The organism is Modicisalibacter xianhensis (assembly GCF_900113605.1).
GTDB classification, from domain to species: domain Bacteria; phylum Pseudomonadota; class Gammaproteobacteria; order Pseudomonadales; family Halomonadaceae; genus Modicisalibacter; species Modicisalibacter xianhensis.
Genome location: NZ_FOPY01000015.1, coordinates 75955 through 90945, shown reverse-complemented (window position 1 = coordinate 90945; position 14991 = coordinate 75955). Strand labels below are relative to the sequence as shown.

The window sequence follows — 14991 nt, the reverse complement described above, 5'->3', positions numbered from 1 at the left end:
GCCCCGTTAACGAATCGCTCAGGAGGCGTTCATGTCATCGTCGTTGGTCGGCATTGCCTACATGTGTCTCGGTGTCCTGTGTCTGGCGCTGGGCGATGCGGTGGCCAAGTGGCTGGGGCAAAGCTTTGCGCCGGTGCAGATCATCTTCTTCCGTACCCTGGTCTCGCTGCCGTTGATTGCCTTGATTGCCAGCCTCAATGGCGGCCTGCGCACCCTGGCGACAACCCGACCCAAGGTGCACCTACTGCGGGGCCTGATCGCGACCGGCACCATGTACTGCTTCGTGATGGGGCTGACCCTGTTGCCGCTGGCCACGGCCACCGCCATCGCCTTCGCCGCGCCGCTGTTCGTGACGTTGCTGTCGGGCCCGATGCTCAACGAACGCGTCGCGCGCCTGCCGTTCATTGCTTCACTGATCGGCTTCGCCGGGGTACTGATCGTGGTGCGCCCGGGTGCGGAAGGGTTCCAGCTCGGCGGGCTGATCGTGGTCGGCGCTGCCGTGTGCTACGCACTGCTGATGATCACGGCTCGGCGCTACGGCTCCCACGAGAACCTCTGGGCGATGGTCTTCTACGTCACGCTGGTGCCGTGGCTGGTCAGTACCGCCTTGTTGCCGTTCTTCTGGCTACCGCCGCAGCCCGTACACTGGTTCGGATTTGTCGGGGCCGGCATCCTGGGGGTAGGCGCAATGACCTTCATCACCCTGGCGTTTCGCCATGCCCCGGCCTCGCTGGCGGCACCCTTCGATTACACGGCCATGGTCTGGGCAGTGATCCTGGGCTGGTGGTTCTGGGGTGAGATACCCGATGTGTGGGTTTACGTGGGCAGCGGTGTGATCATTGCCAGCGGACTGGCCATTGCCGTTCACGAGCGGCGGGTGGCGATCAAGGCGCGGCCGACCACGTCGGCTTGAGCTTGTCCGTAAGCGAGTACGAGAAGCCCCGGCATGCTGAACTGCAGCCGGGGCTATTTGCGTCGGAGCGATCCGGAAAGCTTACATCTGTTCTTTCTGGGCGCCGGACTTTTCCTTGGCACGGCCCAGCTTGGGCTCCTCACCGAGCGGCTCCGGCTGCTGCTTGACCGTGTATTCGCCACGCCCATCCAGTGACGGACCGCTGGACCAGCGACCCTCGGGGGCCTCCTTGTCCATCAGCGTGTTGAGGTAGTAGTAGGAATGCTCCATGGCCTCGTGTTCTTCCGGGGTGGAGTTGGGGATCGGTAGTGCCGCCTTCATGCCGCCCAGTTCCTCGATCACGGCCAACCACTGTTCCTGGTGATAGGTATCACGGGCAATCAGGAAGGCCAGCATGTCTTTCATGCCCTTGTCGTCCGTCCAGTTGTAGAGACGCGACGCCAAGGTACGCCCACCGGCTTCTGCCGTCACGTTGGCCAGCATGTCTGCTCCGATGTTGCCGGTGGCGTAGACATGACTCATGTCGAAGGGGACGCCATTGGCGTTGACCGGCATGGCCGACAGCCCTGAAGAGAGCAGGTGACGGGGGTTGGCCCCACCCAGGATGGCATTGACCACTGGGTCCTTGGCTGACTCTTCCTGCAATGATACCGGTGCTCCCTCCAGGTTGAGCGCGACGGCATGGCCGAGAATCTCGATGTGCGAGAGCTCTTCGGTGGCCGTCGACATCAGCATGTCGCGGATACGATCGTCACCACGTGCGCCCATGGCCTGGAAGAAATATTGCATGGCGACACGAATCTCACCTTCTATGCCACCGATAGCCTGTTGGAGCAGCTTGGCGAACTGGGGATCCGGCTTGTCGACCTTGACGTGATACTGCAATTTCGAAGAATGGTGAAACATAGCGTAATCCTTTACGGTTGAATGTCATTAACGACATTGACTTTAATCGTCCACCCCTGAAATCCCGCTAGGTAAAAAATAAGCGAATCGTTCTTATACGAAGTTCACGGTAGAAGTGATTCGCAAAACTTTCCAAACGGCAAATAATTAAATTTCTATATTTTATTTATAGTAATGTAATGTTTTTAAAGCCGATGGGTTAAAGATTCTTTGCGTAATGGAGCGTTACAAGTTGTCGATTTTTACTTCAAGGGTGTGCTCGCCGAATAAGCGCTAAGAAAGATTTTCAGGCACGAAGTCTAGGGAGCGTTAGTGGCTGGGGAATAACAACTATACCAATATAAAAACTAACCTTTTTAAAACGAGAAAGGCCAAATTACCTGATCTTTCATTATCACTTGGCCTTCATCAACGACTTCGCCCCGCGCGGAGGCGGGGCGAAGTCGTTGGATCCAGGTTCTTTACGGTCCTGGGCCTGACGGGTCGGTCATTCAGGACTTGTTGGGTTGCTTGACCATACGCAGGTAGGGCTTCTTCTCGTCCCATCCCTGCGGGAAGAGTTCCGCAGCCTGTTCGTTGCTGACGGAGGGCACGATGATGCAATCGCCGCCATCGGTCCAGTTGACCGGCGTGGCCACCTTGTAGTCATCCGTCAGTTGCAGGCTGTCGATGACGCGCAGGATTTCGGGAAAGTTGCGCCCGGTGCTGGCCGGGTAGGTGATGGTCAGACGCACCTTCTTGGCGGGATCGATGATGAATACCGAGCGCACCGTCGTCGAGTCGCTGGCGTTGGGGTGGATCATGTCGTACAGGTCGCTGACCTTGCGATCGGCATCCGCCAGCAGCGGAAAATTGAGGCCGTACCCCTGGGTTTCCTGAATGTCGCCGGCCCAGGCCACGTGCTCTTCGACCGGGTCGACCGACAGACCAATGGCCTTCACGTTGCGCTTGTCGAATTCCGGCTTGAGGCGTGACACCTCGCCCAGTTCGGTCGTGCAGACGGGGGTGAAGTCCTTGGGGTGCGAAAACAGGATCACCCAGCTGTCACCGGCCCATTCGTGAAAGTTGATCGGGCCTTCGGTACTTTCCTGGGTGAAGTCCGGGGCAATATCGCCGAGTCTCAAAGACATGGTTCACTCCTTATAACGAATGGGCGCTGAAAACAGCGATTTCATGGATACTTGAGCATGACAGCATGCTGGGAGAGAAGGAAATAACGCCTATGGATAAGCAAAGAGGCATGGGCTATTTCCTTCCACTCTGTCGCCAGGTCGTGAAGACCCGCAGGTGTTAAGCATCGTTGCGTTGCAGGGCATCAAGACCTTCGAGCAGGCCCTGCATGTCGTCGGCATGCTCTTCCTCCTGAGCGAGAATATCCTCCATGATGCGTCGCGATGTCGGGTCCTGTTCACCGAAATAGGCCGCGATCTCGCGGTAGCTGTCGATGGCGATACGCTCGGCGATCAGGTCTTCCTTGATCATGTCGCGTAGTGTCTCGCCGGCAACATACTCGGCGTGCGCTCGGGTCTGCAGGCCTTCCGGCGAGAAGTTGGGTTCACCACCCAACTGGACGATGCGCTCGGCGAGCCAGTCGGCATGCTGTTGCTCCTGCTCGGCATGCTCCTGAAACTCGTCCGCCGCCACGCTGGCACTGAGTCCGCTGGCCATGTACTGATGGCGCTTGTAGCGCAGCGTACAGACGATCTCGGTAGCCAGCGCCTCGTTGAGCAGACGGATGACGTTTTCGCGATCGGCCCGGTAGCCTTCGGTCACGGCGCCATTCTCGATGTGCTGGCGTGCACGCTCGCGAATGGTCTGGATGTCGGTCAGAAATGGCTGGCTGGTCACGTTGGGGCCTCCTTGTCGGTTTCGGCTCTCCAAGCGTAGAACATAGCTGCCGGCCTGGCGCAAAGACGTCTTACGGTGCCGGTCCGGAGGCTCCCAGGAAGCGATTCTGCCAGTAATCCAGATCCAGCGATGTCAGGGTCACTTCACGGCCTTCACCGGGCGCATGAATCATCTGGTGTTGTCCGAGGTAGATGCCGACATGCGTGGCGGTGCTGCCCGAGCCGAAGAACAGCAGATCGCCGGGCCGAGCCTGTTCCCGGCCCGGTAGCCGAGAGAACTGCTGATTCGCCGTACGGGGCACGGCAATGCCGGCCGCGCCATAGGTCATCTGCACCAGCCCCGAGCAATCCACGCCATCAATGCTGGCGCCGCCATAGCGGTAAGGCGTGCCCAAGGCCTGGCGGGCATTTGCCAGGATCATGGCGCGCTCGATGGACAGGGCTTGAGCCGCTGAAGGCGTTGGCGCAATAGTCTCCTGCATGCGCGGTCCGCTGGCGCACCCGGCCAGCAATGACAGCAGGAACAAGGTAAACAGCAGGGTGTAAGCGCGGGGAGCGTTGAGCATTCTGATTCCACAAAGCCGGTGCCTACCGCACCGTTTCGCGACCAAGGCCAGGCCATTATAGATCGTGTAGCCGGTGGTTCGACAGGTCATCGTCCCGTCCCAAGCCTCTCCATAACAATGAATCGCTACCCGGCCTCGTCGAAGGCCGGGTATCGGCTCGTCACCGGCCTGCCTGGGTCATCAGCGCCGGCTCGACGATCTCGATCCAGTAGCCGTCGGGGTCCTTCACGAACGCGACATCCTTCATCTTGCCCTGGTCGGGGCGCTTGATGAATTCCACGTCGTTGTTGTCCAGCCAGTGCACGGCCGTGGACAGGTCGGGCACCGCGAAACAGATATGCCCAAAGCCTTGGGGCTCGGCGTTGCCATCGTGATAGGCGAAGTCGGCCTGGTCTTCGGTTCCCCAGTTGTGGGTCAGTTCGAGGATGCTGCGCTGGCTGAAGGTCCATAGCGTACGCTCGCCCGGGTCCTCGGGCACCTTGTCCTCTTCCTCCAGCCGGGCCAGAAAATAGAGGGTGAACTGCATTTCGGGAAAATCCAGCTTGCGCAGCAGGCGCATCCCGAACACATGGCTGTAAAAGGCCAGCGAGCGTTGAGGGTCCTTGATGCGCAGCATGGTGTGATTGAGCCGGAAGCCGGAGGTTTCCGGCGGAACATGCGCCTCGATACTCGGATGTTTTTCAGTGAACAGGGTCATTGTCGCGTCTCCCGTTTTTTCATTGCGATGGCGAAAGCTTAGCGCACCTTGGGGCAATCTCTCATCCCGCCCCGCCGGCTTGGCGCGACCCACGCTCTTGGCTAGTGTTAGACAGTTATGGAGTTCGTACGCCAAGGAGGCCCCATGAAACACAGACCGACCGTCAATCGGCGCCATAGCCCGGTGCATCCCCCCGGAGAAAGCAAGGGCGCCTGGCTGACCGTGCTCGAGCAGGGGGCCAGACTGCTTCAGGACAAGACGCCAATGAAAGGCTTCGATGCCTATGTCGTCGGTTTTCATTGTGCCAAGTGCGATCCGCAGATGCAGATGGAGGCTCACCACTATTGCAAGGTGGTCAACGACGACTTTCTGCAGTGCCTGATATTCGATGGCAATACTCCCGATGCCAACCTGATCGGGCTCGAATACATCATTTCCGAGGCGCTGTTCGAGACCTTGCCGGAGGAAGAGCAGGCCTACTGGCACCCCCATAACTACGAAGTGTTCTCAGGCGAGTTGATTGCTCCAGGGTTACCCGAGGCCGCCGAAAAGGCGTTCATGAAGCGGCTGGTGAACAGCTACGGCAAGACATGGCACACCTGGCATACCGGTCGCCATGATGGCGAGCCCGGCGATTCCCTGCCCATGGGCGAGGCCAGGCTGATGTGGTCGTTCAATCGCCAGGGGGAGTGCGACGAGACGCTCAAGCGCAATCGCAATCAGGCCATGCAGGTCGATATCGACAAGAAGGCCCGCGACCGCCAGACTTATGTGGAGTTAGCGCATCCCCAGCGCGGGGTAAATGCCTTGGCCAATGCGTTCAGCCACACAGAGCCACAGCCGGGAGTCGAGGATGCCGATGACGCGTCGGATTCATAAGCGGGACAAGCTGATGGCGCCCGGGACGGAAACGAGCCATGGCGGTGCCGGTATTCGAAAGGCAGGCGCCCACGCGATCGATCCGCTGCTCTTTCGGCTGGGTAATTTCATGGAGCTGGCCGAGGCAGACCAGCTGCAGTTCCGCGAGTCGATCGTGCGTGAAGTGAGGGTCGGCAAGGGCAAGGACGTCATCTGCGAGAATGAACGGCCCGATTACGTGCATATCGTCATCGACGGCTGGGCCTGCCGCTACAAGTACCTGGCCGACGGGCGGCGGGCCATTTTGGGCTACCTCATTCCCGGAGACGTGTGCGATGTACATATCGCGCTGCTCGATCACATGGATCATGCCGTCAGTACGCTGACGCCGGCCAGCTTTGCTCTGATTTCCCGCGAGACGGTCAACCATATCTTCGAGAACAACATCTCACTGGCCTACGCGCTGTTCTGGGCGTCGTTGGTCGAGGAATCCGTGCAACGCGAGTGGTTCGTCAACAATACCGGCCGGCCGGCCGACAAGCGGCTGGCGCATCTGCTCTGCGAATTGCAGATGCGCCACCGGGCCGCTGGGCTGACGCGAACCAATTGCATCGACTTCCCTCTGGTCCAGCAAGACCTGGCCGATGCCATGGGAATCACCGTGGTGCATACCAACCGGGTGATGCAGAAGCTGCGTAGCGATGGATTGATCAGTTACGACAACAAGTTACTGACCATACTGGATTGGGAAGGATTGAAGGCGTTTGGTGACTTCGATCCCCGGTATATGCATTTGTCTGAAGAAACCCTGAATCTGTAATACAAAAAGCCCGGCCTGACGGCCGGGCTGCTAGCGTTGCTGTTCCCTGCATCATCACGGGCATCCTGCCCATGCATCCTTGGTTGGTGAGCCTTCCGTGTGCTCGGTCTTCCCTGTCGAGCCTCCCTGCTCGATGGCGCGCATGGTCTCAAGCTTAGGCGCCAATTAAATTAACCTGGTTAAACTTTTTGAAAATTCTTTGCGCACGGGGTCAATACCCGGTCATTTCCAGATAGCCCTTGCCGGTGTGGCTGCCTCGTACCGTGACCATGCCTTCCCAGTAGGGAAACGAGGTTCCCATCCACTGGTCGGGGTGGATCGCGCTGACGGTAACATCGAGGCGCCGGTCGGGAACCTCGACACGCCACGTCGTCGGCAATTCCCGGCCGGCCACGTCACGTGTCTCGACAGGTGTCAGGCGCAGACCGCCTTTGGCCAGCGCTGAGACTTCGCCTTGGGGCGTGATCCAGCTACCGGACAAGTAGTCTTCTGTATCATCTTCACCGCCGCCGCGCAGGCGGAAAGCCATCAGCTTGGCGCCATTGCCCAGGTGCAGCGAGAACCAGTCCCAGCCATGTTGGGCCCTGCCCAGCAACTGGCTGCTCCATTCGCGGTCCAGCCAGGCCCGGCCCGTCACACTGAGCGGCTCGCCATCGAGGCGAAGCGTGCCCTCGACCCGATAGAACGGCTGACTGTAGTACATCGAGCCCTGGCCATCGGCGGACTTCTGACTGAAGCCGCCCTCGCCATGGCGAACCAGGGGGCCTTGGGCGGTCAGCGCAAGACGGTAGGCGAAATCGTCGGCCTGGGCGTGGACCGTCAACCGGTCGAGGCCCGACTCGGCCTCCTCGGCGATCAGGGTCCAGTCATCGATCCAGGCGGCAAACGGGGCCGCCGTCACGCCGGCCTGCCCCTGGCCGGCGGGCAGGGCCATGCCGCGCGCGAACTTCTCGGCGAAGCGGTGCCCCTGCGGCGTCGAGACGGCGGCATGCGCCATCCACAGCTGCCTGTCCTGCCAAGGCGAAGCGCCGGACGCTTCGCGGTTGCCTGCCTTGGGTGCCAGCGCCTGGCGAAACAGGGTCCACTGCACGCCGAACGGGCGCCCATCGGCACTTTCCAGATTGGCGGTCAGATACCACCACTCGATGCGATAGTCGGGATGCGGGCCATGATCCTCGGGAAAGTGCAGCGTCTGGCCAGGCCCTGCCTGGGCAAAACCGCTCGCCTGTTCACCGAGGCCGGCGTAACCGGCTTGCGTCGATGCGTCGGTCGGCCAGTACACCTTGGCGAGGCCGGCCACGATCACTAATGCCAGCAGCAACAGCAGCGTGGAGCGTTTCATGCAGCGGCGAACTCCTGTAGCAACTGGCGTGGCGGCACGCGCCACAGGCGCCACGCCGGCAGCAGTGCGGCAAGGCCGGCCACCACCACGGCCAGTACGATCGTCATGGCGACCTGACCGGGAAAGACGTGCAGCGGCAGCCGCCAGCCGAAAGCGGCGACATTGATGACGGACACCAGCGCCCAGGCCAGGCCGATGCCCAGCGGAACGGCCAGCAGGGCGGTGCCGGCGGCAGCGGAAACCAGTTGCCCGAACTGTAGCCCGACCAGTTGTCGGCGCGAGACGCCCAATGCCCATAGCGGCGCCAACTGAGCACGCCGTGCCCCGGCCTGGGCCAGCAGGGTGGTGAGCAGGGCCAGCCCGGCCACGGCCAGGGTCAGGGCGTTGAGTGCCTGGGTGATGGCGAAGGTGCGCTCGAAGACCTCGGTGGCGGTGTGCTTCACGGCACGCTGGTCGACCACGGCGTCGCCGGAGAGGCCGAAGCGTTCGCCAAGTGCTGCCTGGATCCGTGTTACGTCGCGTGAGGGGAGCGGACTGAGCACAACACCCAGCGACCCCGGCGGTGCGGCAAATTGATCCGCCAGGCGCGAGGCCGGCAGTACGGCCTCGCCACGCGGATTACCGTAATCGGGATAGATCGCGGCGATGGTCGGCGTCACGACGCCCTGCGGGCCACGCAGACGCAGCGTATCGCCGGGGGCCAGTCCGTCACGGCGAGCGAGTTGCTCGTTGATGAAGACGGCGTCGCCTGCAGCCAGTGCCTGCCATGCCGCTTCTCGGTCCGTCGCGCTTTCGAGCAGCGGCCAGGACTGGCGCATCACCGGTGCTGGCGTGATGCCGAACAGTGCGAGCGACCGCCCGGTATCCTGCCCCTCGACATTGAGCAGCGGGGCCTCGGCGTGGCGGGCTTCCAGCAGTACCTGCACTTCGTCCTGGCCTTCCAGCCAGGCGACGACATCGGCGTGTTGCACCTCCGAGGGTCGTACATACAGATCGGCCAGCAGGCGCTGATCGAGCCAGTCGAGAAAGGTCAGGCGAAACCCACCGACCATGCTGCCCACACCGAGATTGGCAGAGAGTGCCAGCAGCAGTGCCATCATCGGCAACTGCAAGCGGGGAAGCTGCAATTGCAGGTCGGCCAGCGCCCACTGCAGGTGCGGGCGCGAGTGCAGGCGCCGGGAAAGCAGGCCCAGCCCGCCGGCCAGCAATGACGGCAACCACAGTGACGCACCCAGCAGCAGCGCGGCGACCATGGCAAAGCCCAACGCCAGTTCCTGCGGGGCCGGCTGATGGCCCAGGCGCCAGCCGAGCCAGGCGGCGATACCCAGCAGGACAGCGCCGACCGCGACCTGCAGGCGGAGCTGCCGGTGCAGTCGGGCGCGCCAGGCCTGGGCCTTGCCCAGCGCCAGGATATCGAGACGCGAAGCCCGCCACAGCATGCCGAGACCAGCCGAGAACAGGCCGCCGAGGGTTACCGCCAGGCCGCCCAGCCAGTAATACCAAGGCAGCGCCAGGTTGCTGGCCACATCCGTGTCGTAGAGGGCATCCAGGCTGGCGGCCACGTCGGGCAACAGCAGGCGCGCCAGCCCGACACCGCTGACGATGCCCAGCACGGCGCCGAGCAGGCCGAACGCCAGCAGTTCCAGCGCAAGGGCGATGACCAGGGTGCGACCCGGCACGCCCAGGGCGCGTAGCGTGCGCAACATGCCCAGGCGTTGCTCCAGGGCCAGACCCAGCGCGGCATGCACGATGAACAGCCCGACGATCAGCGCCAGCAACCCCATGGCGGTGAGGTTGAGGTGAAAACTGTCGGTGAGCTGCCCGGGCGAGGCCAGGGCGGCGGCCAACTGACGAACCAGGTAAGGTGGCAGGTCGAGAGCACGGCCGGGGGCCACGACCAGCCGGCTCAGTGTCTCCACGTTAAGCAGGCGCTGAGCCACGCCGATATCGGTGACCAGTGTGCCCGGGGGCAGGTTGGGATCGGCCTCCAGCGGTGGCAGGCGTGGGTCGTCGCGGGCGGCCTTGGCTTGCTCCGGCGCGATGCGGGCGCGATATGGCGGCAGGATCCAGTCGCGCAGTGCCGAGGCATCGCTTTGCTGGCGGGCCAGGCTCGACTCACCGGGCAGCGTCAGCGGGTCGATGCCGATCACGCGTAAGGTCGTTTCTCCGCTCAGGGACAGCTCCCCTTCGACCAGCGGTGACACCGGCATGCCGGCGCGGCGCAACGCCAGGTAGTCCTCGAGGGAGAGGGGCTGGTTGTCGCGACGTGTGACACTGTCGAGGCTGGCGCTGAATAGCGCCTCGGCGCGCGCGTAACTGTCGCGGGCCGAGGCATTGATCGCCTGCACGCCGCTCCACAACGCACTGGCGACCCATAAACCGAGCAACAGCATGGCGAGCTGGCCGGGGTGGCGACGGTAATGGCTGAACAGTGTCAGCCAGGTGGTGCGCAGCAGGCCGGTATTGCCGATACCGGGCATCATGGCCCGGCCTCGGCCAGGCGCCCGCGCTGCAGGTGCAGGCAACGGTCGAGAGGGCCGGCAACGCGGACGCTGTGGGTAACCAGCAGCAGGGCGCAGCCGCTCTCCTCGATCAATTCCCGCAACAGATCGAGTACCTGGTCGGCGGCCGCCTCGTCGAGGTTACCGGTGGGCTCGTCGGCGAGCAGCAGACGCGGCCGGGCAGCCAGGGCACGACCGATCGCCAGACGCTGCTGCTGGCCGCCGGAGAGCTGCTCAGGATAGCGGTCGTTGAGCCCGGCCAGGCCCAGTCGAGCCAGCAGGTGCTGAGCCCAGTCGACATCCTCTCGGCCGGCCAGGCGGGCCTGCAGGGTCAGGTTGTCGGCCACCGACAGGCTGGGCACCAGATGGAACTGCTGAAACACCAGCCCCAGGCGCTGGCGGCGCAACTCGGCGCGACGTGGCTCACTCAGGGCGGCGATCGACTGCCCCTCGAGAAGGACGTCGCCGCGATCCGGTGTATCCAGGCCGGCAGCCAGATGCAGCAGGGTGGACTTGCCACTGCCCGATTCACCCATCAGTGCCAGGCTCTCGCCGGGCGCCAGATGAAGGTCGATGCCGTCCAGCACATGCAACGGCCCCTGCGGTGTGGGGTAGGTCTTGGTAAGGTTTATCAATTGCAGCATAGGACGGCCTGAGCGCGAGCGTGTCCCTGCGCATGGTAGCGGAAGACCGGACATCCCGAAAACGCGAGGGCCGCCCGGTTGGGCGGCCTTGGGCATTCAATTAGGTGTTGCGCAGGATCCAGCGCAACATGGATTCATCCCGGCAACGCCTAGTTGGCACCATCGGCCAGCGCATCGTGAATCCGCGTGGCGTTGTGGCGCATCATGCCGGCATAGGTACTGGCCTCGCCGTCGGCGGCCAGGGCACCGGAGTAGAGCGTGCCGGCAATCGGCAGGTCGGCCTCTTCGGCGAGCTGCTCGATCAGCGCCGGATTGGTGATGTTTTCGTAGAACAGCGCCTTGACCTGCTGCTCCTCGAGCGTGTCAATCAGGTGGGCCATCAGTGCGGCAGACGGTTCATTGACGGTACTCAGGCCCACCGGAGAGAGAAAGCGCACGTCATAGGCATCGGCAAAGTAGTTGAAAGAATCATGCCCGGTGACGACCAGGCGGTTTTCAGCGGGAATATCCGTCATCAGGGCATGAATCTCCTCGTCGAGTGCGGCGAGTTCGTCGAGATAGCCTGCGGCATTCCGGCGATAGGTCTCGGCATGGTCCGGGTCGGCCTCGATCAGGCCATCGCGGATGTTGGCCACGTACTGCTGGGCCCGCGTCACGTCGAGCCAGGCGTGCGGGTCCATGCCGCCATGGTCGTGATCTTCATGCCCCTCTGCTTCGTGCTCATGGTCATGCGAAGGCTCATCATGGCCGTGTCCGTGGTCCTCGTGGCCGTGCGCATCGGCGTCATGGGACCCGTGAGCATCACCTTCCTGAGCATGGCCGTCGGCGTGGGCTTCATCACCGCCCAGTGGCGTGATGCCACGGCTGGCAACCACCAAGGGGCCCTGATAACTGCTGGCCTCGATCAGGCGTTCCATCCAGCCTTCCAGTTGCAGGCCGTTGAACACCACCAGATCGGCCTCGGCAATGCGGCGGGCATCGCCGGGGCTGGGCGAGAAGGCATGGGTGTCGCTATCGCGGCCGACCAGCGACGTGACCTCGACCTGCTCGCCGCCGACCTGCTCGACCATGTCGGTCAGTACACTGAAGCTGGTGACGACACGCAGCGGATCCGCCCAGGCAGGCAGGGCAAGGCCGGTGGTGCCGGCGATCAGGCCAAGGGCTAGCAGTCTACGCATGAGTGGTTTCCTTTCGTGAGGGGGCAGGTCACGCCGATGAGGTGCCGTTGCGCGGCGCATCCAGCGGAGCGGCACGTCGCCGCAGGCGCGCGAACAGGCTGTTGTAGCGGCCGAACAGCGCTGACAGCAGATAGACGATGCCGGCCAGCAGAATGATGCTTGGCCCCGACGGCATATCGAGGTGGTAGGAAATCAGCAGTCCGCCGGTACTGGCGAGCATGGCGATGGCAATGGCCAGCCCCATCAGGCCTTCCAGGCGTTTGGACCAGAAGCGCGCGGCGGTGGCAGGCAGCATCATCAGACCTACGGCCATCAATGTGCCCAGGGTCTGGAAGCCGGCAGTCAGATTGATCACCACCAGGCCCAGGAACATGCCCTGGATTAGGCCGGGGCGCACCCCCTGGCCACGCAGGAACAGCGGATCGAGGCACTCCATGACCAGGGCGCGGAACATCGTGGCGAGCAGCAGCACGGTGACGGTGCTCACTGCGGCGATCAGCAGCAGGGCGGTGGTATCCACAGCGAGGATCGAGCCGAACAGCACATGGGTCAGGTCCACGCTGCTGCCGCCCAACGACACGAGCATCACCCCAGCGGCCAGCGAGATCAGATAGAAGCTGGCCATCGCCGAGTCCTCGCGATGGCCGGTCATCTGCGACACGCCGCCGGCCAGGCCGGCGACTACCAGCCCCGAGAGAATGCCGCCCAGGCTCATCGCCGGCAGTGAGAAACCCGCCATCAGAAAGCCCAACGCCACGCCGGGCAATATGGCATGTGCCATGGCATCGCCGATCAGGCTCATGCCGCGCAGCATCAGGAACACGCCCAGCGGCGGGGCGGCCAGCGACAGGGCCAGGCCGGCAATCAGCGCCCGGCGCATGAAACCGTAGTCGGCCAAGGGGGCGATCAGGTCGAGCATGACGAGGAATCCGGAAAGGTCAGGGAAACGAAGGGCGCCTGGCTCGCCAGGTCCGTGACACCATGGCGTTCGAGCACGGCGTGAGGCGTCGTCCACTGGGCATGCCCGCCGGCGAGCATCAGCACGCAATCGGCCAGGCGCGCCAAGTGCTCCAGATCGTGAAGTACCACGATGATGGTAGTGCCCTGGTCGGCCATGTCGCGCAGCACCTGGATGAGCACGTTGACGGTGTCGCTGTCGACGTTGGCGAACGGTTCGTCGAGCAACAGCAATTCGGCTTCCTGCATCAGGGTGCGGCCGAGCAGGGCGCGCTGGCGCTGGCCGCCGGACAGCTCGCCAAGCGGACGATGGGCCAGGTGGGTGATGCCCAGGCGCTGCATCACGCTACGCGCCTGTCGATACTGTGCGGGACGGTAGCCCCTGAGCGCGCCGCGAGTCGGCCAGCTACCGGTCATCACCAGTTCCTCGACACTCATCGGAAAACTCAGGTCCAGGGCCAGTTGCTGGGGCAGCCAGGCGCGGCGCTCCTTGGGTACGTCGCAGTCGATGCGGCCAGCCAACGGCGGCAGAATTCCCATGATGCCCTGGATCAGGGTGCTCTTGCCGGCGCCGTTGGCGCCGATCAATGCAGTGATCGCGCCGTCAGGAAAGCTGCCCGACAGCCCTTCGAGCACCGTTCGCGCTCCCTGCGCCAAGGCCAGGCCATCAAGATGCAAGCGTGACATCAGCGCCAGGCTCCCATGGCCCAAGCCACCGCCAGCCACAGCAGGGCCAGCGGTGCCGCGGCCATCAGTAGACGACGGTAAGTCGACAATGACATCAATGAAAAATGGCACGGCCCATCGGGCCGGTGATGGTGACGATGCGCCATGGTGGACTCTCCAAAACGAGGCGGAGGTTATAACATAACAAAATGGCGTCGGCTAGAGAGGCCTGGCAAGGTTCGCTGACTTCCTGGCAATGCTCAATAACGAATGTCGATGCCCACCTGACTGGGTGTCATGATCCAGGCGTACTGGTAATCGAGATTCACGTCGCCCAACGTCAGGCGGGCTGGTTGGAAGCGGTTGATGACGCTGCCTGCCTGGGTCGGCTGGGTACGGATCTGCAGTTCGCTGACCAGCATGCCGGTGGCGAAGCTGAGCGCACCATCGCCGGGGCGGTCATCACCCAGGCCGATCGCCAGCCCACCCAGGGTGTTGACGATCAGCGAGTCCAGCCTGGCTCGCCAGGCACGTCGTTCGCGCTCTTCAGCGGCGACGCGTTGCATGAGTTCTCGGGCTTCGTTCGTGTCATCGGTCCTGCGCAGGTCAGCCAGTTCACGCTGTGCCGGCACGTGCGGCTGGACATCGAACAGGGTACCCCCCAACGCCAACGCCGATTTCACGGTTCCCACCCGGGCGTCGAAGCGCTCGTCGCTGTCATCCGCTTCGCTGGCCTGGTAGGCATTGAGGCCCAGACTCACGGCATACACGCTGCTCCAGCCGTAGCGCCATATCTCGCCTTGGGTTGCGCCCCGGTTCAGGGCCTCGCTATAGGCCTGCCATTCCTCTTGCGGGGTGGCTCGAGGCTGGCCCTGAGCGGCCGTCGCGAACAACGTGAGGGTGACAACGGCCAGCAGGGGGCGCAGGGAAGGCATCGACGGCTCCTGGATATCAAAAAGGTAGGAACGCTGGCAAGTGTAGAAGATTCCGTGTCGTCTGGTAGGCTGCGCCACCCGAGCGAGTCAACGCTGGCTCATGCTCTAAGCTATCGAGACGCAGCGCAAGCGCGTCATGAAATTTTCCTACCTCCATCCTC

Annotated in this window: 16 protein-coding genes; 3 read left to right on the top strand and 13 right to left on the bottom strand. The window is 63.1% G+C overall.

The annotated features are described in order from the left end of the window. Positions 1 to 31: 31 nt before the first annotated feature. Positions 32 to 913 carry a DMT family transporter gene (locus tag BM194_RS16820; protein ID WP_092849160.1) on the top strand — a complete coding sequence of 294 codons (882 nt, stop codon included), beginning with the start codon at positions 32 to 34 and terminating at the stop codon, positions 911 to 913. Between the two features lie 81 nt (positions 914 to 994). On the opposite strand, the gene BM194_RS16815 is transcribed toward BM194_RS16820, so the two are convergent. The 5 genes from BM194_RS16815 to gloA all read right to left on the bottom strand — a co-directional run bounded on the left by BM194_RS16815 (position 995) and on the right by gloA (position 4929). Further along, complete coding sequence (locus BM194_RS16815; protein ID WP_092849157.1) at positions 995 to 1819, bottom strand: manganese catalase family protein; 825 nt, start codon at positions 1817 to 1819, stop codon at positions 995 to 997. A 491-nt stretch (positions 1820 to 2310) separates the two neighbouring features. Then, on the bottom strand, positions 2311 to 2949 hold the full coding sequence (locus tag BM194_RS16810) for a peroxiredoxin (RefSeq protein WP_092849154.1): 639 nt from the start codon (positions 2947 to 2949) through the stop codon (positions 2311 to 2313). A gap of 160 nt (positions 2950 to 3109) precedes the next feature. Continuing rightward, entirely contained in the window at positions 3110 to 3667 is a 558-nt protein-coding gene (locus tag BM194_RS16805) for a ferritin-like domain-containing protein (protein ID WP_092849152.1), read from the bottom strand. A gap of 70 nt (positions 3668 to 3737) precedes the next feature. Beyond that, positions 3738 to 4232: a C40 family peptidase gene (locus BM194_RS16800; RefSeq protein ID WP_092849150.1), complete on the bottom strand. Its 495-nt coding sequence runs from the start codon at positions 4230 to 4232 to the stop codon at positions 3738 to 3740. Between the two features lie 160 nt (positions 4233 to 4392). After that, on the bottom strand, positions 4393 to 4929 hold the full coding sequence (gene gloA / locus BM194_RS16795) for a lactoylglutathione lyase (RefSeq protein WP_092849147.1): 537 nt from the start codon (positions 4927 to 4929) through the stop codon (positions 4393 to 4395). 144 nt (positions 4930 to 5073) lie between these two features. Here gloA and BM194_RS16790 point away from each other — a divergent pair, with 144 nt between their 5' ends. Beyond that, a complete protein-coding gene (locus BM194_RS16790) occupies positions 5074 to 5808 on the top strand; it encodes an OBAP family protein (RefSeq protein WP_092849144.1) in 735 nt (244 codons plus the stop codon). Then, the gene (locus BM194_RS16785; RefSeq protein ID WP_177223450.1) at positions 5783 to 6607 is read left to right on the top strand and encodes a Crp/Fnr family transcriptional regulator; all 825 of its coding nucleotides are present in this window, start codon (positions 5783 to 5785) and stop codon (positions 6605 to 6607) included. Before BM194_RS16790 ends, BM194_RS16785 begins: the two co-directional genes overlap by 26 nt. Before the next feature lie 211 nt (positions 6608 to 6818). On the opposite strand, the gene BM194_RS16780 is transcribed toward BM194_RS16785, so the two are convergent. The 8 genes from BM194_RS16780 to BM194_RS16750 form a co-directional block, all read right to left on the bottom strand. After that, positions 6819 to 7949 carry a lipocalin-like domain-containing protein gene (locus tag BM194_RS16780; RefSeq protein ID WP_092849141.1) on the bottom strand — a complete coding sequence of 377 codons (1131 nt, stop codon included), beginning with the start codon at positions 7947 to 7949 and terminating at the stop codon, positions 6819 to 6821. Then, positions 7946 to 10432 (bottom strand): FtsX-like permease family protein, encoded by a 2487-nt coding sequence (locus BM194_RS16775; protein WP_092849139.1) that lies wholly within the window; start codon positions 10430 to 10432, stop codon positions 7946 to 7948. Before BM194_RS16775 ends, BM194_RS16780 begins: the two co-directional genes overlap by 4 nt. Continuing rightward, positions 10429 to 11094 carry an ABC transporter ATP-binding protein gene (locus BM194_RS16770; RefSeq protein WP_092849136.1) on the bottom strand — a complete coding sequence of 222 codons (666 nt, stop codon included), beginning with the start codon at positions 11092 to 11094 and terminating at the stop codon, positions 10429 to 10431. Before BM194_RS16770 ends, BM194_RS16775 begins: the two co-directional genes overlap by 4 nt. A gap of 149 nt (positions 11095 to 11243) precedes the next feature. Beyond that, the gene (locus BM194_RS16765; RefSeq protein ID WP_092849134.1) at positions 11244 to 12272 is read right to left on the bottom strand and encodes a metal ABC transporter solute-binding protein, Zn/Mn family; all 1029 of its coding nucleotides are present in this window, start codon (positions 12270 to 12272) and stop codon (positions 11244 to 11246) included. A 28-nt stretch (positions 12273 to 12300) separates the two neighbouring features. Beyond that, a complete protein-coding gene (locus BM194_RS16760; RefSeq protein ID WP_092849132.1) occupies positions 12301 to 13191 on the bottom strand; it encodes a metal ABC transporter permease in 891 nt (296 codons plus the stop codon). Further along, positions 13179 to 13916 (bottom strand): metal ABC transporter ATP-binding protein, encoded by a 738-nt coding sequence (locus BM194_RS16755; RefSeq protein WP_092849130.1) that lies wholly within the window; start codon positions 13914 to 13916, stop codon positions 13179 to 13181. Before BM194_RS16755 ends, BM194_RS16760 begins: the two co-directional genes overlap by 13 nt. Next, the gene (locus tag BM194_RS20715; protein ID WP_166671042.1) at positions 13916 to 14062 is read right to left on the bottom strand and encodes a hypothetical protein; all 147 of its coding nucleotides are present in this window, start codon (positions 14060 to 14062) and stop codon (positions 13916 to 13918) included. Before BM194_RS20715 ends, BM194_RS16755 begins: the two co-directional genes overlap by 1 nt. A gap of 93 nt (positions 14063 to 14155) precedes the next feature. Beyond that, positions 14156 to 14830 carry a hypothetical protein gene (locus tag BM194_RS16750; protein ID WP_092849128.1) on the bottom strand — a complete coding sequence of 225 codons (675 nt, stop codon included), beginning with the start codon at positions 14828 to 14830 and terminating at the stop codon, positions 14156 to 14158. Between the last annotated feature and the right edge of the window lie 161 nt (positions 14831 to 14991).